Source organism: Streptomyces sp. NPDC052496 (assembly GCF_040679095.1).
In the GTDB taxonomy this organism is placed as follows: domain Bacteria; phylum Actinomycetota; class Actinomycetes; order Streptomycetales; family Streptomycetaceae; genus Streptomyces.
In genome coordinates this window covers 222,839-241,823 of record NZ_JBFAUH010000008.1, presented here as the reverse complement: position 1 = coordinate 241,823, position 18,985 = coordinate 222,839, and the positions used below count along the sequence as shown (strand labels likewise).

18 protein-coding genes are annotated in these 18,985 nt (G+C 72.8%); 10 read left to right on the top strand and 8 right to left on the bottom strand.

Annotated features, from left to right (window positions below):
* Positions 1-129 precede the first annotated feature (129 nt).
* From AB0L45_RS14095 to AB0L45_RS14075, 5 genes are all read left to right on the top strand, one after another.
* On the top strand, positions 130-1,365 hold the full coding sequence (locus tag AB0L45_RS14095; RefSeq protein WP_365839405.1) for a substrate-binding domain-containing protein: 1,236 nt from the start codon (positions 130-132) through the stop codon (positions 1,363-1,365).
* A 155-nt stretch (positions 1,366-1,520) separates the two neighbouring features.
* Positions 1,521-2,843, top strand: a complete 1,323-nt coding sequence (locus AB0L45_RS14090) for a sugar ABC transporter substrate-binding protein (RefSeq protein ID WP_365839403.1) — start codon at positions 1,521-1,523, stop codon at positions 2,841-2,843.
* Positions 2,840-3,796 carry a sugar ABC transporter permease gene (locus AB0L45_RS14085; RefSeq protein WP_365839401.1) on the top strand — a complete coding sequence of 319 codons (957 nt, stop codon included), beginning with the start codon at positions 2,840-2,842 and terminating at the stop codon, positions 3,794-3,796. The genes AB0L45_RS14090 and AB0L45_RS14085 overlap by 4 nt, the downstream gene beginning before the upstream one ends.
* Positions 3,796-4,731 (top strand): carbohydrate ABC transporter permease, encoded by a 936-nt coding sequence (locus AB0L45_RS14080; protein WP_365839399.1) that lies wholly within the window; start codon positions 3,796-3,798, stop codon positions 4,729-4,731. The genes AB0L45_RS14085 and AB0L45_RS14080 overlap by 1 nt, the downstream gene beginning before the upstream one ends.
* 28 nt (positions 4,732-4,759) lie before the next feature.
* Positions 4,760-5,809, top strand: a complete 1,050-nt coding sequence (locus AB0L45_RS14075; protein ID WP_365839397.1) for a hydroxyacid dehydrogenase — start codon at positions 4,760-4,762, stop codon at positions 5,807-5,809.
* Between the two features lie 162 nt (positions 5,810-5,971).
* Here AB0L45_RS14075 and groL read toward each other — a convergent pair whose 3' ends face one another.
* The gene (gene groL / locus AB0L45_RS14070; RefSeq protein ID WP_365839395.1) at positions 5,972-7,597 is read right to left on the bottom strand and encodes a chaperonin GroEL; all 1,626 of its coding nucleotides are present in this window, start codon (positions 7,595-7,597) and stop codon (positions 5,972-5,974) included.
* Positions 7,598-7,700: 103 nt separating this feature from the next.
* The gene (gene groES / locus AB0L45_RS14065; RefSeq protein ID WP_010986397.1) at positions 7,701-8,009 is read right to left on the bottom strand and encodes a co-chaperone GroES; all 309 of its coding nucleotides are present in this window, start codon (positions 8,007-8,009) and stop codon (positions 7,701-7,703) included.
* Positions 8,010-8,984: 975 nt separating this feature from the next.
* Here groES and AB0L45_RS14060 point away from each other — a divergent pair.
* Genes AB0L45_RS14060 through AB0L45_RS14040 form a run of 5 tightly spaced genes read left to right on the top strand, consistent with a single transcriptional unit; the run spans position 8,985 to position 15,356 of the window.
* Entirely contained in the window at positions 8,985-9,665 is a 681-nt protein-coding gene (locus AB0L45_RS14060; protein ID WP_365839393.1) for a response regulator transcription factor, read from the top strand.
* Positions 9,666-9,714: 49 nt separating this feature from the next.
* On the top strand, positions 9,715-11,151 hold the full coding sequence (locus AB0L45_RS14055) for a HAMP domain-containing sensor histidine kinase (protein ID WP_365839391.1): 1,437 nt from the start codon (positions 9,715-9,717) through the stop codon (positions 11,149-11,151).
* 55 nt (positions 11,152-11,206) lie between these two features.
* Positions 11,207-12,511 (top strand): LCP family protein, encoded by a 1,305-nt coding sequence (locus tag AB0L45_RS14050; RefSeq protein WP_365839389.1) that lies wholly within the window; start codon positions 11,207-11,209, stop codon positions 12,509-12,511.
* Between the two features lie 50 nt (positions 12,512-12,561).
* On the top strand, positions 12,562-14,091 hold the full coding sequence (locus AB0L45_RS14045; protein ID WP_365839536.1) for an FtsW/RodA/SpoVE family cell cycle protein: 1,530 nt from the start codon (positions 12,562-12,564) through the stop codon (positions 14,089-14,091).
* A 50-nt stretch (positions 14,092-14,141) separates the two neighbouring features.
* A complete protein-coding gene (locus AB0L45_RS14040; protein ID WP_365839387.1) occupies positions 14,142-15,356 on the top strand; it encodes a class I SAM-dependent methyltransferase in 1,215 nt (404 codons plus the stop codon).
* A gap of 3 nt (positions 15,357-15,359) precedes the next feature.
* Here the strand turns inward: AB0L45_RS14040 and AB0L45_RS14035 are convergent, their stop codons facing one another.
* The 6 genes from AB0L45_RS14035 to tsaB all read right to left on the bottom strand — a co-directional run bounded on the left by AB0L45_RS14035 (position 15,360) and on the right by tsaB (position 18,936).
* Positions 15,360-15,725 carry a hypothetical protein gene (locus AB0L45_RS14035; RefSeq protein WP_365839385.1) on the bottom strand — a complete coding sequence of 122 codons (366 nt, stop codon included), beginning with the start codon at positions 15,723-15,725 and terminating at the stop codon, positions 15,360-15,362.
* A gap of 84 nt (positions 15,726-15,809) precedes the next feature.
* A complete protein-coding gene (locus tag AB0L45_RS14030; protein WP_365839383.1) occupies positions 15,810-16,082 on the bottom strand; it encodes a hypothetical protein in 273 nt (90 codons plus the stop codon).
* Complete coding sequence (locus tag AB0L45_RS14025) at positions 16,079-16,435, bottom strand: hypothetical protein (RefSeq protein ID WP_365839534.1); 357 nt, start codon at positions 16,433-16,435, stop codon at positions 16,079-16,081. Before AB0L45_RS14025 ends, AB0L45_RS14030 begins: the two co-directional genes overlap by 4 nt.
* Positions 16,436-16,560: 125 nt before the next feature.
* A complete protein-coding gene (tsaD, locus tag AB0L45_RS14020; RefSeq protein ID WP_365839381.1) occupies positions 16,561-17,697 on the bottom strand; it encodes a tRNA (adenosine(37)-N6)-threonylcarbamoyltransferase complex transferase subunit TsaD in 1,137 nt (378 codons plus the stop codon).
* Positions 17,690-18,223, bottom strand: a complete 534-nt coding sequence (rimI, locus tag AB0L45_RS14015) for a ribosomal protein S18-alanine N-acetyltransferase (RefSeq protein WP_365839532.1) — start codon at positions 18,221-18,223, stop codon at positions 17,690-17,692. Before rimI ends, tsaD begins: the two co-directional genes overlap by 8 nt.
* A gap of 53 nt (positions 18,224-18,276) precedes the next feature.
* The gene (tsaB, locus tag AB0L45_RS14010; protein WP_365839379.1) at positions 18,277-18,936 is read right to left on the bottom strand and encodes a tRNA (adenosine(37)-N6)-threonylcarbamoyltransferase complex dimerization subunit type 1 TsaB; all 660 of its coding nucleotides are present in this window, start codon (positions 18,934-18,936) and stop codon (positions 18,277-18,279) included.
* Positions 18,937-18,985: the final 49 nt, after the last annotated feature.

The window sequence follows — 18,985 nt, the reverse complement described above, 5'->3', positions numbered from 1 at the left end:
ACGTCAAGACGGCCTGATCGAACGACCGGATACCGGTCCGTTCGATCAGACCTGCACTAGGGTGCGTCTTCACTTCGGAGACGGGCCGGGCCGGCCGCCGGGCCACCACACCACGAGGGGGCTGCCGCCGTGCGCGAGCGTGCCGTGCAACGTCATGACCGCCTGCTGGCCCTGGTACGGCAACGCGGTTCCGCCCGCGTCACCGACCTGGCCGACCAGCTCGGCGTCTCACCCGTCACCGTACGGCGCGACGTCGAGGCGCTGACCGGCAAGGGCCTGCTCGACCGGGTGCACGGCGCGGTGTCCTGGCCCCGGCAGCGCGGCCGGGCCGCCGACGGCCGTACGCCCGCCGCCGAGGGGCCCGTACTGGGCCTGCTGGCGCCTTCGGCCACGTACTACTTCGCCGATGTGATCCGCGGGGCCCACGAGGCGGCGGCGCGGGCCGGGGCCCGGCTCGTCCTGCGGATATCCGACTACCGGCCCGAGGAGGACCCGGCGCGCGCCGAGGGCCTGCTGGCGGCCGGGGCCGAAGGGCTGCTGGTCGCGCCGGGCTGGCGCGGCCCGGGCGATCCGGCCGAGTACGGCGGCTGGGTCGCCGGACTCCCCGTACCCGTAGTGCTGTTGGAACGCAGCGTGCCGCCGGGCAGCCCGCTGGCGGGACTGGACCGGGTGTGTTCGGACCACGGCCACGGGGTGCTGCTCGCGCTGCGCCACCTGATCGCGCGGGGGCACGCGGCGCCGCTGCTGGTGGCGCGCGCCGACAGCCCGACGGCGCTCGCGGTGCGCGAGGGGTACGAGGCGGCGCTGCGGGCCCTCGGCGTGCCCCGGCCGCGGCCGGTGATCGATTCGGTGCCGGCCGAGCTGGACCCGCGGGGCTTCGAGCGGGCCGTACGGGAGCTGCGGGCGGCGGTGGCCTCGGGGGAGGTGACGGCCGCGCTGGTGCACAACGACGTGGACGCCATCCAGATGGTGCAGCGGCTGGCCGAACTGGGCGTACGGGTGCCGCGCGACCTGGCGCTGGTCGCGTACGACGACGAGGTGGCGGCGCTGGCGGACACGCCGCTGACGGCCGTGGCGCCGCCCAAACGCGAGGTGGGCCGGCAGGCGGCCCGCCTCCTGCTGGACCGGCTGTCCGAAGGGGCCGACGCGGGCCCCGAACCGTCCCCGCGACGCCACCTCACCCTGCTGCCGGCGCTGCGGGTGCGGGCTTCTTGCGGGGCAGGGGCAGGGGCGCGACCGGATGGACCGAACAGGCCGGACGAGCCGGACGGGCCGGACGGGCCGAACGGGCCAGACGGACCGAACGAGCCGAACGGACCGAACGGGCCCAAGGCACCCAAGAGCTCCGACCCCGAGGGCGTCTGACCACCCCCGTACGCCGCCCTCCCCCTCCCCCATCCTGTTCTTTTTTCGATCAATCAATCTTTCGCTCTTGACTTCGCTCAAGGCCAGCCCAAGGATCGCGGATCGCGGCCATCACCTTCACGCCGCGTCCCTCCCTCATGCTCAGGAGCCGCGCCATGAGCCTCAGTTGGAGCAGAACGACGCTCGCGCTAGCCGGTGGTCTCACCGCCCTGACCCTGCTGACGGCCTGCGGCGGCGGCAGTGGCGCCGCCGGGAGCGAAGGCCCCGTCACCCTCACGTACTGGGGGTGGACCAAGGGCACGAAGCAAGCCGTGGAGGCGTTCAACGCCACGCACCGCGACATCACGGTGCGGTTCGAGGAGATCCCCTCGGGCACCGCGGGCGGGTACGCCAAGATCTCCAACGCGGTCAAGGCGGGCAACGCGCCCGACCTGGTCAGCATCGAGTACCCGACGCTCCCCGAGTTCGTCAGCCAGGGCGCCCTCCAGGACATCACCCCGTACGTGACGTCCGAGCTGAAGAAGAAGCTGCTGCCGCAGGCCGTCCAGCTGACCACCCTGGGCGGCCGCAACTGGGCCGTCCCCTTCGACGCCGCGCCGCAGATCTACTACTACCGCAAGGACTTCTTCACCCAGCACAAGATCGACGTGCCGCGGACCTGGGACGCCTTCCGTACCGCCGCGGCCGCGGTCAAGAAGGCCGACCCGAAGGCGCGCATCGGCACCTTCTTCCCCGACGACCCGACCACCTTCGAGGCGATGGCCTGGCAGGCCGGCGCCCACTGGTTCGCCACCCAGGGCGACTCCTGGAAGCTGAACACCACCGACCCGGCGACCCGCAAGGTCACGGACTACTGGCAGGGCCTCCTCCGGGACCGCCTCGTCCACACCCACGTCTCCTTCAGCCCCGGCTGGACCAACTCGCTCAAGAGCGGCGGCACCGTCGGCTACCTCGGCGCCTCCTGGGGCGCGGGCGTCCTGAAAGGCACCCTGCCGGACCAGAGCGGCAAGTGGGCCGCGGCGCCCGTGCCGAGCTGGGACGGCAGGCCCGCCAGCGGCATGCTCGGCGGCTCGACGACCGCCGTGACCAAAGGCAGCCGGCACACCGGGGCCGCGGTGCGGTTCGCGGCCTGGATGTCCACCGCCGCCGACGCGGTCAAGGCCCGGGTCGCCTCCGGCGATTCCAGTGCCTACCCGGCCGCCACGGCGCTGCGCCCGGTCGCCCGGCAGGCGTTCGACACCCGCTACTACGGCGGCCAGGACGTGTACGCCCTCTTCGACGCCGCGGCCGCGTCGGTCGGCCCGGGGTGGGGCTGGGGCCCGGCCACCAGCACCACCAACACCACGCTGAAGGACGAGTTCGGCAAGGCGGCGGGCGCGGGCGGCGGTACCGGCTCGCTCGCCGCCGCCGTACGCGCCGGAAGCGACGCGACGGTACGCGAACTCAGGAAGCGCGGCCTGAAGGTCATGGGCCGGTGAGCGCCAAGGCGCGCGCCGTCACCGTCCTGCTCACCCCCTTCTTCGCCCTGTTCACCGTGGTCATGGTCGTCCCGGTCGGCTACGCGGTCTGGCTCAGCCTCTTCACCGAGCAGCAGTCCGGCCTCGGCTTCGGCGGCACCCGTACGGTCTTCAGCGGACTCGGCAACTACGCGGCGGCGCTCGGCGACCACGCCTTCCGCGACGGCTTCCTCGTCCTCCTCGGCTACTGCGCCCTCTACCTCCCCCTCCTCCTGGCCGGCGCGCTGACGCTGGCCCTGCTGCTGGACTCCGCCCTCGCCCGCGCCCGGCGCTTCTTCCAGCTCGCCCTGTTCCTGCCGCACGCCGTGCCCGGCATCATCGCCGCCCTGATCTGGGTCTACCTCTACACGCCCCAGCTCAGCCCGGTCGTGGCCGCGATGGAGTCCGGCGGCCTCGGCTTCGCCTTCCTGTCGCCCTCCGGAGCACTGCCCTCGGTCGTCAACATCGCCCTGTGGGAGTGGCTCGGCTACAACATGGTCATCTTCTACGCCGCCCTCCAGGCCGTCGACCGGTCGGTGATCGAGGCCGCGACGGTGGACGGCGCGGGCGCCTGGCGTATCGCGACCGGCATCAAGATCCCCCTCATCCGCTCCTCCCTCGTCATGGTGGCCCTCTTCACCGTCATCGGCTCGCTCCAGCTCTTCACCGAACCGCTGATCCTCGGCCAGGGCTCCGGATCCGCCGTCACCTCCTCCTGGACGCCGAACCTGTACGCCTACACCGCCGCCTTCGCCCGCAATGACTACGGCCTCGCGGCCGCCGCGTCCGTCCTGCTCGACCTCGCCGCCGCGCTGCTGTCCTTCGCCGTCACCCGCCTCTCCGCCCGCTCCTCCCGGCCCAAAGGTCGTCTGCCCGGCCGCCGCCTGCCGGGCCCGGCCCGCCCCCCACTCGCCCACCCGAAGGGCAGGCCCTGATGGCGTCCCCGCCCCCTACCGCCGTCGCCGGCCCGGCGGCCCCCGCGCCCGTACGCCCGTCCCGCACCCGGTCCGTACGCGCCCCCGGCCACCGCCCGCGCAGCCGCTGGCTCTCCCCCGCCGCCGTCAACGCGGCGCTCGGCCTCGCCGTCCTCTACACGCTCTTCCCCCTCGTCTGGCTGGTCACCGCCGCCACCAAGGACGCGGGCGGCCTGCTCGCCGGCGACGCCCTGTCCTTCGAGGGCTTCGACCTGGCCGGCAACCTGACCCGCCTCGCCTCCGAAGGCGACGGCATCTACTTCCGGTGGTACGCCAACAGCCTGCTCTACGCGGGCGTCGGCGCCGCGCTGTGCGCCCTGATCTCCGTGGCCGCCGGGTACGCCTTCGACAAGTACGCGTTCCCCGGCAAGGAGAAGCTGTTCGGCGTCGTCCTGCTCGGAGTGCTGGTCCCCACCACGGCGCTGGCCCTCCCCCTCTACCTGCTGGCCAGCCGGACCGGCGTGGTCAACACCTACTGGTCGGTGCTGGTCCCCGCCCTCGTGAACCCGTTCGGCGTATACCTGGCACGGGTCTTCAGCGCCGGTTACGTCCCCGACGAGGCGCTCGAAGCGGCCCGTATCGACGGCGCGGGCGAGCTGCGCGTCTTCTGGTCCATCGGTCTGCGTATGGTCGCGCCGGGCCTGGTGACCGTCTTCCTCTTCCAGTTCACCGCGATCTGGAACAACTTCTTCCTCCCCCTCGTGATGCTCTCCGACCAGCGGCTCTTCCCCGCGAGCCTGGGCCTGTACGCCTGGCACGGCAACGCCCACGGCGAGCCGTCCTTCTACCCCCTCGTCGTCACCGGCTCCCTCCTCGCCGTCCTCCCCCTGATCATCGCCTTCGTGACCCTCCAGCGGCACTGGAAGGCCGGACTCGCCGCCGGAAGCGTCACGTGACGCCTCGGACCAGGAGCACGCTTCCACCATGCACCACACCACTGACAATCGCCCCGACCAGGCACTTCCCCGCCCAGGACTGCTGCTCGCGATGGAACCGGGCCTGGCCGAACGCCTGCTCACCGACCACCACCGCACCCGCCTGGCGTCCCTGACCCGCACCGACCCGCACCTGGTCGCCCACGACTTGGCCGACCCGCCCCCGGCCGTGGCCGCCGCGCTGGCCGACGCCGAGATCCTGCTGACGTCGTGGGGAGCGACCCCGCTGACCGCCGACGTCCTCGACCGGGCCCCGCGCCTGCGCGCCGTCGTCCACGCGGGCGGTTCGGTCAAACCGTATGTGAGGCGGGCCTGTTGGGAACGCGGCATCGCCGTCACCTCGGCGGCGGAGGCCAACGCACAGCCCGTCGCCGAGTACACGCTCGCCGCGATCCTCTTCGCCAACAAGCGCGTCCTGCACGCCGCACACCGCTACCGCGCGCTGCGCGCGCCCCACAACTGGCACCCCGACCTGGACGGCGCCGGCAACCACCACCGCACGGTGGGCGTCATCGGCGCCTCCCGCATCGGCCGCCGCGTCATCACCCTCCTGCGCCCCTTCGACCTGACGGTCCTCCTCCACGACCCGTACGTGGACGAGGCCGAAGCCGCCCGCCTCGGCGTCACCCTCGCGCCCCTCGACGACCTCTGCGCCGCCTCCGACGTGGTCACCGTGCACGCGCCCGAACTGCCCGCCACCCACCACCTGATCGGCGCCCGCCAGCTGGCCCGCATGCCCGACGGCGCCACCCTGGTCAACACCGCCCGCGGCACCCTCGTCGACGAGGCGGCCCTGCTCCCCGAACTCGTCGCCGGCCGCCTCAACGCCGTCCTCGACGTGACGGACCCGCCGGTACCGCCCGCCGCCTCACCCCTCTACGACCTGCCCAACGTCCTGCTCACCCCGCACATCGCCGGCTCCCTGGGCGGCGAGCTGCACCGCATGGCCGACCAGGCCCTGGACGAGGTGGAGCGGTACACGAAAGGAGTACCGTTCGCCGATCCCGTACGACCGGAAGGCCTGGGCCGCTCGGCCTGAGCCGAGACCACGGCACTCCCGGTGCCCGCCGGGGAAGCGTTCCCGGCCCCCACCGGGCCAGCACTCCCAGCGCTCAGCGGCCCAGACGAACGGCCAGGCCCGTCAACGGGACGAGGCCCGGCCCCCTCGAAAGGGGACCGGGCCTCGTACGGCTGAGCTGCCTCAGTGAGCGTGGCCGTGACCGTGACCGGCCTCGGCGGACTCCTCCTCGGCCGGCTTCTCGACGACCAGGGTCTCGGTCGTGAGCAGCAGCGAGGCGATCGAAGCGGCGTTCTCCAGCGCCGAGCGGGTGACCTTGACCGGGTCGATGACGCCGGCCTTCACCAGGTCGCCGTACTCGCCGGTCGCGGCGTTGAAGCCCTGGTTCTTCTCCAGCTCCGCCACCTTCGAGGTGATGACGTAGCCCTCCAGGCCCGCGTTCTCGGCGATCCAGCGCAGCGGCTCGACGGCGGCGCGGCGGACCACGGCGACACCGGTGGCCTCGTCGCCCTCCTTGCCGAGGGAGCCCTCCAGCACCTTGGCGGCGTGCACCAGGGCGGAGCCACCACCGGAGACGATGCCCTCCTCGACCGCGGCGCGGGTCGCGGAGATGGCGTCCTCCAGACGGTGCTTCTTCTCCTTGAGCTCGACCTCGGTGGCCGCGCCCACGCGGATCACGCAGACACCGCCGGCCAGCTTCGCCAGACGCTCCTGGAGCTTCTCGCGGTCCCAGTCCGAGTCCGTGGCCTCGATCTCGCCCTTGATCTGGTTGACGCGGCCCTCGACGTCGGCGGAGTTGCCGCCGCCGTCCACGATGGTCGTGTCGTCCTTGGTGACGGTCACGCGGCGGGCGGTGCCCAGCACGTCCAGACCGGCCTGGTCCAGCTTGAGGCCGACCTCCTCGGCGATGACGGTCGCGCCGGTCAGGGCGGCCATGTCGCCGAGCATCGCCTTGCGGCGGTCACCGAAGCCGGGGGCCTTGACGGCCACCGCGTTGAAGGTGCCGCGGATCTTGTTGACGACCAGGGTCGACAGGGCCTCGCCCTCGACGTCCTCGGCGATGATCAGCAGCGGCTTCGAGGAGCCGGCCTGGATGACCTTCTCCAGCAGCGGCAGCAGGTCCTGGATCGAGGAGATCTTGCCCTGGTGGATGAGGATGTACGGGTCCTCCAGGACGGCCTCCATCCGCTCCTGGTCGGTGACCATGTACGGCGAGAGGTAGCCCTTGTCGAAGGCCATGCCCTCGGTGAAGTCCAGCTCCAGACCGAAGGTGTTGGACTCCTCGACGGTGATGACACCGTCCTTGCCGACCTTGTCCATCGCCTCGGCGATCAGCTCGCCGACCTGCTTGTCCTGCGCGGACAGGCCGGCCACGGCGGCGATGTCGGACTTCTCGTCGATCGGGCGGGCGGTCGCGAGGAGGTCCTCGGACACGGCCTTGACCGCGGCGTCGATGCCCTTCTTCAGGGCGGCCGGGGAGGCACCGGCGGCGACGTTGCGCAGACCCTCGCGGACCAGGGCCTGGGCCAGCACGGTGGCGGTGGTGGTGCCGTCACCAGCGATGTCGTTGGTCTTGGTCGCCACCTCCTTCACCAGCTGCGCGCCGAGGTTCTCGTACGGGTCGTCGACCTCGACCTCGCGGGCGATGGTCACACCGTCGTTGGTGATGGTCGGGGCGCCGAACTTCTTGTCGATGACGACGTTGCGGCCCTTGGGGCCGATCGTCACCTTCACGGTGTCGGCAAGCTTGTTGACGCCGCGCTCAAGGGCGCGACGGGCGTCCTCGTCGAACTTCAGGATCTTCGCCATGAGTTACGTGTCCTTAGTCGTTCTCTCCAACGAACTGCGCCCCGGGAAACCGGTTGTTTAGACGCGGGAACCAGGGGCGCAGAACAAGGCAATCTTCGGTGAATTACTTCTCGACGATCGCGAGCACGTCGCGCGCCGAGAGAACGAGGTACTCCTCGCCGTTGTACTTCACCTCGGTGCCGCCGTACTTGCTGTAGAGCACGACGTCGCCGACGGTCACGTCGAGCGGAAGACGGTTGCCGTCCTCGAAGCGGCCCGGGCCCACGGCCAGGACGACGCCCTCCTGGGGCTTCTCCTTGGCAGTGTCCGGAATGACCAGGCCCGAAGCCGTGGTCTGCTCGGCGTCGAGCGGCTGGACCACGATGCGGTCCTCAAGCGGCTTGATGGCAACCTTGGAGCTGGCGGTCGTCACGATCCGACCTCCCCCTTCGGAGATCTCACGGGGTTAACTGTCTGAGGTGGCGACCAGGTGGATCCGTCGTCGCGGGTGCCGGACCTGCCCGTCGCTGTGTTTGGCACTCCCCGGTGGAGAGTGCCAGGGCCGAGACTATGACGCGGTTAGCACTCGGTCAAGCGGAGTGCCAATTTGCCTCGCGGCGCGTGTTGGGTGGGGGTGCGCTGGCTGTGGGCCCACCTTGCCCAGGTGGTGGGCTGGGCAATCCTGTCCCGTGCTCTTCGCGCGCGATGGCGTGGCGGGTGGCCGTGGACCTGGTCTCGCGCTTCGCGCGAGGGTTGCGCTGTCGCGCGGCTCGCATAGGTAGGTGCCGGGGCGGGGGCGCGCAGGGGGCCAACTCCTCGGCACCGTGTACGTCACCCGGGGCGTGAGGTGAACCCGGGCTCCCGGCTGACCTGCGGGGATGGCCCCCTACACGCCCCCTCAGGCCGTTTGGCGAGGCCGGGACAGCTGGGGGGAAGGGGTCGATCACCCCGGTGAGCCCCCACCACATGGTGAGGCTCACGCCGGGGCAGGGGCGTGGCCCCACTGCACGCGAGGCCTGATCGCGGCCCGGGTAGCCTGCCCGCCCCCTCGCGCTGCGCGCGAGAAAGGCCCCCGCTGCGCGCGAGAAGGTCCCCCCGTAACGCGCGCGAGGAAGATCCCCCCGCTGCCCCGTGCGAGAAAGGTTCCCTCGCGCTGCGCGCGAGGGACGGGATTGTTGCCACGATGGCGCGATACCCGCCCGACGACGCGGGCTCGGGGACATACAGGGGTCTCCCCGCAGGTCAGCCGGGAGCCTGGGTTCACTTCACGTCCCGGGCTGCGTACACGGTGCCGAGGAGTGACCCCTGTGTGGCCCCGAGCCCCCACCCACCGGACCCATCGCGCACAACGCGCACCCCCACAAGGCCGCAAAAAACCGGAACCGCGCCGAACCATGACAATGGCCCCATGCACATACTGGTCGTAGAGGACGAAGAAGGTCTCGCTGACTCCTTGCGGCGGGGACTGGCTGCCGAGGGGCACTGGGTCGACGTGGCCCGGGACGGGCATCGGGGGACGGAGCTGGCGCTCACCGGGTCGTACGACGCGATCGTGCTGGACGTGATGCTGCCGGGGCCCAGCGGGTACGAGATCTGCGGGCGGCTGCGGCGGCAGGACGACTGGACGCCGGTGCTGATGCTGACCGCCAAGGACGGCGAGTACGACGTGGCCGAAGGGCTGGACGCGGGCGCCGATGACTACCTGGCCAAGCCGTTCTCGTTCGTCGTGCTGCTCGCCCGGCTGCGGGCGCTCACCCGGCGCGGCCGCGCCGCCGAGCGGGCTCGTACGCTGCAGAGCGGTGATCTGACCCTGGACGCCGACGCCCGCCGCTGCCGCCGCGGCGACACCGACATCGAGCTGACCGCCCGGGAACTGGCCGTGTTGCGCTGTCTCATGGCCGGCGAGGGCCAGGCGGTCGCCAAGCGGGACATCCTCGACGAGGTCTGGGACACGCCGGCCGACGTGGACCCCAACATCGTCGAGGTGTACGTCTCGTCGCTCCGCAAGAAGGTGGACGTGCCGTTCGGCCGCCATTCCATCCGTACCGTGCACGGCACGGGCTACCGCATGGCGCCCGATGACGGCTGACCGCCGGCCACCCCGCCGGCCACCCCGATTCCGCCCCCGCCCCGCATCCGTGCGCGGCCGCACCGCCACGGCCGCCGCCCTCGCGATGGCCCTGTTGCTGGCCGTCGGCGGCGCCTGGCTCTACGTGGTGTTGCGCGCGAACCTGCTGGACAACACCACCAGCCGCACCGAAGTGGCCGCCAGGAAGGTCGCCGCGCAGGCGGACACCGGCGCCCTGCCCGGGCTGCTGTCCTCGCCCGCCGACGGCGTCGACCTGGTGCTGGTCCTGGACGCGTCGGGCCGGGTCGTGGCCACCAGCCTCCGTACGGCCGACCCGCTCGCGGCCGAGCTGAGCGGCTTCCGCCCGTCCCCGGGGCAGGACTCCGCCGACCGGATCATCACCGGCGCCCCCGCCGCCGCGGCGGGCGGCAACCGCGCGGACGTGGTGGTGGTCCGCGCGACCCCGCCCGGCGGCGGCGGTCAGCAGCGGTACGTGTACGCCGTGACCGTGCTCTCGGACGTGGACGACGCGACCCACGCGATCGGCGTGGCCCTGCTCGCCAGCGCGCCGCCGCTGATCGCGCTGGCCGCCGCGATCGCCTGGGCGGTGACCGGGCTGGCGCTGCGCCCGGTGACGGCCATCAGGAGGGAGCTGGCGGCCGTCAGCGCGAGCGAGCTGGACCGGCGGGTGCCGGATCCGGCGGGCGGTGACGAGATCGCGCTGATGGCCCGTACGGTCAACGCGACGCTGGACCGGCTGGAGCAGGCCGTCACCCGGCAGCGCCAGTTCGTCGCGGACGCGTCGCACGAGCTGCGCAATCCGATCGCGGCGGTGCGGTCCCGGCTGGAGGTGGCGCTCGCGGACAGCGGCGCCGAAGGCGTCACCGGCCCCGCCGTCTCCCTGGACGGTTCCGTCCGCGCCGCGCTCCGCGACACCGAGCGGTTGCAGCGGATCGCCGCCGACCTGCTCCTCCTCGCCCGCCTCGACGCGCACGCCCCGCAGGCCGCGGAGCCGGTCGACCTGGCGCTGCTGGCGGCGGAGGAGGCCGCGCGCCGGCCCGCACGCGGCGGGCCCCGGCTGGCCGTGGAGGCGGGCGAGCCGGTGCCCGTACGGGGTGATCCGGCGCAGCTGGAGCGTCTGCTGACCAATCTGGTCGACAACGCCCTGCGGTACGCGGCCTCCGAGGTACGGGTCACCGCGCGCTCGCCGGGCCGGGAGCACGGAGGTGCCGGGGCGCGGGCCGTGCTGGAGGTGGTGGACGACGGGCCGGGCATCCCGGAGGCCCACCGGGAGCAGGTCTTCGAACGGTTCGCCCGCCTCGACGCGGCGCGCGACCGCGAGACCGGCGGTACGGGGCTGGGCCTGGCCATCGCCCGGGGGATCGCCCGCGCGCACGGCGGCGAGCTGACCGTACGGGGCAGGGCGGACGGCCGGCCCGGTGCCCGCTTCGTGGCCGTCCTGCCCGTACAGGCCACGCCGTACGGGCATCGCATCCACCGCTCCTGAGGCCCTCTTCAGGACCTTCAGACTTCCTTCAGCGCCGCCCGGCGAGCCTGTGGGGATGAAGCACTGTCGCAGGCTCACCGAACCGGACGCGGCCCGTCCGCGCGGGCACCGGCGCCGGGCGCGGCACGGGCGCAGGCCCGGGCGCCGGGCCGTGCTGCGCAGGCTGGCCCTGTGCGTCGCCGTGCTCGTGCTGGGCACGGCGGGCGCGGGCTGGTACCTCTACCGGGACCTCGCCGAGCGGATCGGCTCGTCGCAGGCGCTCGGCGACGGTGCGCCCAGGTCGTCCGGCGGGGCGACGAACATCCTGCTGATGGGGCTGGACAGCCGCAGGGACCAGAACGGGAACGACCTGCCGGCGGACGTGCTGGAGAAGCTGCACGCGGGCGCTTCGTCCGACGTCGGCGGGTACAACACCAACACGCTGATCCTGCTGCACGTGCCCGGCGACGGCGGGCGGGCCACCGCGTTCTCGATCCCGCGCGACGACCTGGTGGACATCCCGGGTCACGGCCAGGACAAGATCAAGAAGGCGTACGGGCTGGCCAAGGCGGCGGCGGAGGAGCGGCTCGCAAGCCAGGGCGTCACCGGGCACGACCAGCTGGAACACGCGGGCCGGGAGGCCGGCCGCCGGGCGCAGATCGCGACGGTACGCGCCTTCCTCGGCGTCCCGGTCGACCACTTCGCCGAGGTGAACCTGGCGGGGTTCCTGCACCTCGCGGACGCGCTCGACGGCGTACCGGTGTGCCTGAAGCACGCGGTGCGGGACCGGTACTCGGGCGCCGACTTCCCGGCCGGGCGGCAGACGCTCGACGGGCCGCAGGCGCTGGCCTTCGTACGGCAGCGGCACGGCCTGCCCGGCGGCGACCTGGACCGTACGCGCCGCCAGCAGGCGTTCCTCGCCTCCGCCACGCACAAGCTGAACTCGGCCGGCACGTTCACCGACCCGCTGCGGCTGCTGAAGCTGCTGGACGTCGCCCAGCAGGACCTGGTGACCGACGAGGGCTGGGACCTGATGGCGTTCGTACGGCAGGCGAAGAACCTTTCGGGCGGGAATGTACGATTCAGTACGTTGCCCGTGGAAGGGTTCGCCACGCATCGCGGTGAGGACGTGAACCGGGTGGATCCGGACAGGATCCGGCGGCTGGTGGCCCGGGAAATCGGGCCCGGAGCCAGCCGTTCCGCCGCTCCCACCAGCGGCGACACCCCGGGGAGCGATCCGGCCGCACCCCGCTCACCTGCGGGAACCCTGGAACCGTCGCTCTCGTCTTCCTCGTCGACGGTGGAGTCCGGTTCCGGGGCGGAAGGTCCCGGGCAGACGGCTCCCATGATTGATGGCGGAGGCATCCCGTGCGTGGACTGACGAGCTCGCTGCGGCCCTCCGGGGCGCCGGAGAGCGACGCCGAGCGCACGATGACGTTCGCCGCTCTCGCCCAGGCCCCGAACCGGCGGCGTACGGAGGCGTGGCTGCTCGCCTTCGCCGTGCTGATCACGGTCTTCGGCTACACGTACACCGGCCTGTCGATGAACGGCCGGCTGCCCGCCGGGCTGCCGGGCTTCGCCGCCGCCGTCTTCTTCATGGCACTCGTCCCGCACCTGATCGTGCGCCGCTTCGCGCCGCGCGCCGACCCGCTGATGCTGCCGCTCGCCACCCTGCTGTCCGGCATCGGCCTGGTCCTGCTCAACCGCCTCGACATCACGTACGCGGCCAAGCCCAGCCTGCACATGACCCCGGCGGCGGGCGGACAGCTGGTGTGGACGGTGATCGGCGTGGCGGTCTGCACCGGCGCGCTGATGCTGCTGCGCGACCACCGCTTCCTCCAGCGCTACATCTACCTGACGATGGCGGTCGCGCTGGTGCTGCTGATGGCCCCGGCGTTCTTCCCCGGCGACACGTACGGCGCCAAGCGCTGGATCTTCATCGGGCCGCTGTCGCTCCAGCCCGGCGAGTTCGTGAAGATCATGATCGCGGTGTTCTTCGCGGGCTACCTGACCCTCAACCGCGACGCGCTGGCGCTCTCCGGACGCCGCGTCATGGGCGTCCAGCTGCCGCCCGGCCGCCAGCTCGGACCGATCTTCACGATATGGGTCATCAGCCTGCTGGTGCTGGTCTTCGAGCGCGACCTCGGCACGTCGCTGATCTTCTTCGGGCTCTTCGTGATCACGCTCTACATGGCCACCGAGCGCACCAGCTGGGTGCTGTGCGGCCTGGCCATGGCGGTGGCCGGCGCCGCCGTCGTCGGCACGACCGAGCCGCACGTCAAGGGCCGCGTCATGGCCTGGCTGCACCCCATGGACATCTTCCTGCCCGAGAAACAGCGGCCGCCGGGCCTGCAGTCCGACCAGGCCGCCCAGGCGCTGTTCAGCTTCGGCAGCGGCGGTATCAGCGGCGCGGGCCTGGGCCAGGGCCACCCCGAACTGATCGGCTTCGCCGGCAACAGCGACTTCATCCTCACCACCGTCGGCGAGGAACTGGGCCTGGCCGGCGTGATGGCCGTCCTGCTCCTGTACGTCCTGCTCGCCCAGCGCGGCCTGCGCGCCGGCCTCACCGCCCGCGACCCCTTCGGCAAACTGCTGGCGGTGGGCCTCGCCAGCGCGCTGCTGCTCCAGGTCTTCGTCGTCGCCGGCGGCGTCACCGGGCTGATACCGCTGACCGGCAAGGCACTGCCCTTCCTGGCCAAGGGCGGGTCGTCGCTGGTCGCGAACTGGGTGATGGTGGCGCTGCTCATCCGTATCAGCGACAGCGCGCAGCGCCGCCGCGAGCCGGTAGGGCAGCCGGACGGGCCCGGCGGGCGGCGCGGGCGGCGCGCGCGGACGGTGCCGGACCCGGACGAGACACAGGTCACGCCCCGCGTGGTCGCGGCACTGCCCGCCCCGGCCGCTCCCCAGGCCAGCGGGCCCGCCGCAAGCCACGGCCGCCGCGCCCGCCGCGCGCGCGGCTGACCCCCGCGCCCCGGCGCCCCGCCGCTCCCGTACGCGCGCGCTGGCCCACAATGGACCGGGTGAACCAGGCGAACGACCTCGACTCCTTCTCCGCGCTGCACACGCCCGAAGGCCAGGCGCTGCTGGCCGAACTGCGCGACCACGACCCGGCCGACGAGCTGGCGACCGCGACCCGGCTGCGGCGCGACCACCCCGCTCCGCTGGTCTCCGCCGCGCTGGGCCAGGCGCGGCTGCGCCAGCGCGCGGCGGCCAAGTTCGGGGCGGACGCCGCGCGCATGTACTTCACGCCCAACGGCGTCGAACAGTCCACCCGCAGCACGGTCGCCGCCCACCGCGCCACCCGCCTCGCCGCCCTCGGCGTCCGCTCGCTCGCCGACCTCTGCTCCGGCATCGGCGGCGACGCCATCGCCCTGGCCCGCGCCGGCATCCACGTCCTGGCCGTCGACCGCGACCCGCTGACCTGCGCGGCGGCCCGCGCCAACGCGGCGGCGCTGGGGCTGGCCGACCGGATCGAGGTGCGCTGCGCCGACGTCACCGAGGTGGACACCACGGCGTACGACGCGGTCTTCGTCGACCCGGCGCGGCGCGGCGGCCGGGGCGGGCGCGGCGGGCGGATCTTCGACCCCGAGGCGTACTCGCCGCCGCTGTCCTGGGCGGTGGCGGCCGCCCGCAAGGCCCCGCACGCGGCCCTGAAGATCGCGCCGGGCATCCCGCACGAGATCATCCCCGACGAGGCCGAGGCGGAGTGGATCTCCGACGGCGGGGACGTGAAGGAAGCCGTCCTGTGGTTCGGCACCGCACCGGGCGCACGCCGCGCCACGCTGCTGCCCGCCGGAGACTTCCTGCTGGGCACCGGGCTGCCCGACCCCGAGCCCGGCCCGGTCGGCCGCTGGCTGTACGAGCCGGACGGCGCCGTCATCCGCGCGCACCTGGTCGCCGAGGTCGCCCAGCAGGTGGACGGCCGCCTGATCGACCCGACCATCGCCTACGTCACGGCCGACGAGCACCGTCCGACCCCGTACGCCACCGCCTACGAGATCACCGACACGCTGCCGTTCAACGTCAAGAAGCTCCGGGCCCTGCTGCGCGAACGCGGCATCGGCGTCGCCGTCATCAAGAAGCGCGGCTCGGCCGTCGAACCCGAGGGCCTGCGCAAGAAGCTGAAGCTCTCCGGCCCCGGCTCCTGCGTCGTCTTCCTGACCCGGGTGGCGGGCGCCCCCACGATGCTGCTGGGCCGGGAGGCCCCTACGCCACCGAAGTCCTGACGTTCACGCCCGGTCCGTCAGCTCCTCCGCGAACACCTGCGACAGGGGCTGCGGGCCGACGTACTGCTGGCAGGTGCACTGTCCCGGCTCGAACGCGACCGGCTTGCGCTCCTCGTCCCAGGCCGTCGGAACCTGCGTCACCTCATGGCACTTGCCCCGCTTGTCGTGCTTGGCCAGATGATGCGTACACCCGCACACCGGCTCCGGCGGCCGCTGCGCCGCCTCCAGCTCCAGCCGCTCCCGCCGCACGCTCTCCAGCCGCTCCATCTTCCGCGCGTGCCGCGTACTCATCGCCTTGCGCCCCGCATCGACGACCTTGGCGAAACCCCCCGCCATGAAGAACGCGAACACCCACCAGACCCAGTTCACAGCCTGTCTCCTCCCCCGTCACCACTTTTGTCAGCTGCAGCCAGGGTATGACCTGGCGTCAGGGGGAGGGAGAGGAGGGCTTCCTCAGAGGCTCGCGAACGGCGGAATGATGCGCGTGACCACCACCAGCCTGCTCCGAGGAGCGGGAAGAAAGAAGAAATATCCGCCGGCAGCATCCATCCGGCGCATCCCACCGGGCCGCGGCCCGTCGCCCATGTCGGTGATGTCCACTCCCGTGTCGGCCAGTTCGACGAGCTGGCCGACCAGGTGCTCGACCTCGGCCACCACCTCGGTGGGCAAGCCTTCTGTCACGTGCTGGGAGTCGGGGTCGTACTCCCAGCCCCAGCTCTCCCTCAAGACGCTTCCTGCGCCACCGCGGCGTGGGCGGCGTCCAGGATGCGGCCTAGTTCGGCTGCGGCACTACGGGCCTGGTCAGCGTTGTCGGCGGCCGCGGCCAGGTCCTCCAGCTCCCGGAACCTGGAGGCGATCTTGGGGTGACGCTGGATGTGGACGTAGACGGCCCACTGGGTCGTGAAGCGCCGCAACGGCAGCAGATCGGAGCCCTGCCGGGCCTGATCGGCGGCCCGAGAGAGCTCCCGGGCGAACGCGGGCAGGGCCGCAGGGGCGATCTGCGCCACAGCATCGCGAAGCAGCGTGATCGACGCCGGCGGCTGTGGGATGAGGGGGTGTTCTGAGGCACTGGCGGTCATCGGTTCTCCCATGGGCGGGATTCTGGGCCGTGGGCCCAGAGTAGCCAGCGGGATCCTGAGCGCTTCATGCGAACGAGTGGCGCGGCATGTGCCGGAAAACCTGCCGCAGCGCCCTTTCCGCCTCCCTACGAGTACAGGTTGTCCTTGCTCAGCTCATGGAAGTGATCGTGGTCGTGACCATGACCGTGGCCGTGCTCATGGGCATGGCCGGCGTGGTCCGGGGCCGGTACGTGGGGTTCGGTCACCGGGAGGGAGGAGTCGGCCGGGAGGTCCCAGGCGGAGGCGGGGCGGTTGCGGGCGACCATCTCGGCGCCGAGGGCGGCGACCATGGCGCCGTTGTCGGTGCAGAGCTTGGGGCGGGGGACGCGCAGGGTGATGCCCGCCTTCTCGCAGCGGTGCTGGGCGAGCGCGCGCAGGCGGGAGTTGGCCGCGACGCCGCCGCCGATCATCAGGTGGTCGACGCCGTTGTCCTTGCAGGCGCGTACGGCCTTACGGGTCAGGACGTCGACGACCGCCTCCTGGAAGGACGCCGCGACGTCCGCGACCGGGACCTCCTCGCCCGCGGCGCGCTTGGCCTCGATCCAGCGGGCGACGGCGGTCTTGAGGCCGGAGAAGGAGAAGTCGTAGACCGGGTCGCGGGAGCCGGTCAGGCCGCGCGGGAAGCGGATCGCGTCCGGGTCGCCCTCGCGGGCGTAGCGGTCGATGACCGGGCCGCCCGGGAAGCCCAGGTTCAGCACGCGCGCGACCTTGTCGAACGCCTCGCCCGCCGCGTCGTCGATGGTCGAGCCGAGCGGGCGGACGTCGGAGGTGATGTCGGGCGCGAGCAGCAGGGAGGAGTGGCCGCCGGAGACCAGCAGGGCCATCGTCGGCTCGGGCAGGGCGCCGTGTTCGAGCTGGTCGACGCAGATGTGCGAGGCGAGGTGGTTGACGCCGTAGAGCGGCTTGCCGAGGGCGTAGGCGTACGCCTTGGCGGCCGAGACGCCGACGAGCAGGGCACCGGCCAGGCCCGGGCCCGCGGTGACCGCGATGCCGTCGAGGTCGGACGCGGCGACGCCGGCCTCCTTCAGGGCGCGCTGGATGGTGGGGACCATCGCTTCCAGGTGCGCGCGCGAGGCCACCTCGGGCACCACGCCGCCGAAGCGCGCGTGCTCGTCGACGCTGGAGGCGACGGCGTCCGCGAGGAGCGTGTGGCCGCGCACGATGCCGACGCCGGTTTCGTCGCAGGAGGTCTCGATGCCGAGGACGAGCGGTTCGTCAGCCATGGGTCCGGTTTCCTTGCACGGGGGGTGGGGAGAAGGGGACGTCGGCGGCCGGTTCCGGGGCGGAATCGGCCGGGGATTCGGAGGGGGACACGGTGGTACGGCGCATGACGAGGGCGTCCACGTTGCCCGGCTGGTAGTAGCCGCGCCGGAAGCCGATCGGCTCGAAGCCGAACCGTTCGTACAGGCGCTGCGCCCGTGTGTTGTCGACGCGCACTTCGAGCAGCACCTCGGCGCACTCGAAGGCGGTGGCGGCGGACAGCAGCTCGGTCAGCAGCCGGGAGCCGAGGCCGGTGCCCCACTGGTCGCGGGCGGTGGCGATGGTCTGGATGTCGCCGGTGCCGTCGACGGCGGCCAGGCCGCCGTAGCCGACGAGGCGGCCGTCGAGTTCGGCGACGAGGTAGCGGCGGTTGGCGGCGGGGCCGCGCGCGTGCGCCAGCTCGGACCAGAACATGCCTGCCGACCAGGCGTCCTCGGGGAACAGTTCGCGCTCCAGGTCCAGCACCGGCGCGATGTCCCACCAGCGCATCTCGCGGAGCACGGCGCCGCTGCGCACGCCGTTCCGGGTTGCCGGACGCGCGGTCACTTGGGGGTGACCACCTTGTAGTTGGCGGGGACCTGCGCGTCGGGCCGACGCAGGTACAGGGGCTGCGGCGGCAGCAGCTCCTCGCCGCGCGCGAGCTTCTCGGCGGCCAGCGCGGCGAGCGCGCCCGCGGACTGGTGCTCGGGGCCGCCGTCCCGTACGCCGGTGAAGGTGTCGGCGTACAGCAGCGCGCCCGCGCCGACCGACGGCAGCGCGCCGGCCTCGTCGGCGAGGTCCGCGGGGCGGTCCACGGCGGGCTCGGTGAGCCGCGTGCGGGCGTCGGCGTAGCGCGCCCAGTAGACCTCCTTGCGGCGGGCGTCGGTCGCCACCAGGAACGGCTCGTCGAGCCCGGCGGCGTACGCGATGCCGTCCAGCGTGCACAGGCCGTGCACCGGCACGCCGAGCGCGGCCCCGAACGTCGCGGCCGTCACGAGCCCGACCCGCAGGCCGGTGTACGGGCCGGGGCCGACCCCGACGACGATGTCGCTGACCGCGCCGAGTTTCACGCCGGCCTCGGCGAGCACCCGGTCGACGGCCGGCAGCAGCAGTTCGCCGTGGCGCCGGGCGTCCACCTGGCGCTCCTCGGCGAGGACGCGGGCGCCGTCGTGGACGGCGACGGTGACGGCAGGGGTTGCGGTGTCCAGAGCAAGCAGCAGCACGCCTCCAAGACTACGGCGCGGCGGTGGGTGCCTTGCCGGGTGCTACCGT

Excerpts from the sequence above, each read along its gene's own strand:
- AB0L45_RS14090 (WP_365839403.1), top strand. The coding sequence starts at position 1,521 with ATGAGCCTCAGTTGGAGCAGAACGACGCTCGCGCTAGCCGGTGGTCTC.
- AB0L45_RS14080 (WP_365839399.1), top strand. The coding sequence starts at position 3,796 with ATGGCGTCCCCGCCCCCTACCGCCGTCGCCGGCCCGGCGGCCCCCGCG.
- AB0L45_RS14075 (WP_365839397.1), top strand. The coding sequence starts at position 4,760 with ATGCACCACACCACTGACAATCGCCCCGACCAGGCACTTCCCCGCCCA.
- groL (WP_365839395.1), bottom strand. The coding sequence starts at position 7,597 with ATGGCGAAGATCCTGAAGTTCGACGAGGACGCCCGTCGCGCCCTTGAG.
- AB0L45_RS14060 (WP_365839393.1), top strand. The coding sequence starts at position 8,985 with ATGCACATACTGGTCGTAGAGGACGAAGAAGGTCTCGCTGACTCCTTG.
- AB0L45_RS14050 (WP_365839389.1), top strand. The coding sequence starts at position 11,207 with ATGAAGCACTGTCGCAGGCTCACCGAACCGGACGCGGCCCGTCCGCGC.
- AB0L45_RS14045 (WP_365839536.1), top strand. The coding sequence starts at position 12,562 with ATGACGTTCGCCGCTCTCGCCCAGGCCCCGAACCGGCGGCGTACGGAG.
- AB0L45_RS14040 (WP_365839387.1), top strand. The coding sequence starts at position 14,142 with ATGGACCGGGTGAACCAGGCGAACGACCTCGACTCCTTCTCCGCGCTG.
- AB0L45_RS14025 (WP_365839534.1), bottom strand. The coding sequence starts at position 16,435 with ATGACCGCCAGTGCCTCAGAACACCCCCTCATCCCACAGCCGCCGGCG.
- tsaD (WP_365839381.1), bottom strand. The coding sequence starts at position 17,697 with ATGGCTGACGAACCGCTCGTCCTCGGCATCGAGACCTCCTGCGACGAA.
- rimI (WP_365839532.1), bottom strand. The coding sequence starts at position 18,223 with ATGCGCTGGTGGGACATCGCGCCGGTGCTGGACCTGGAGCGCGAACTG.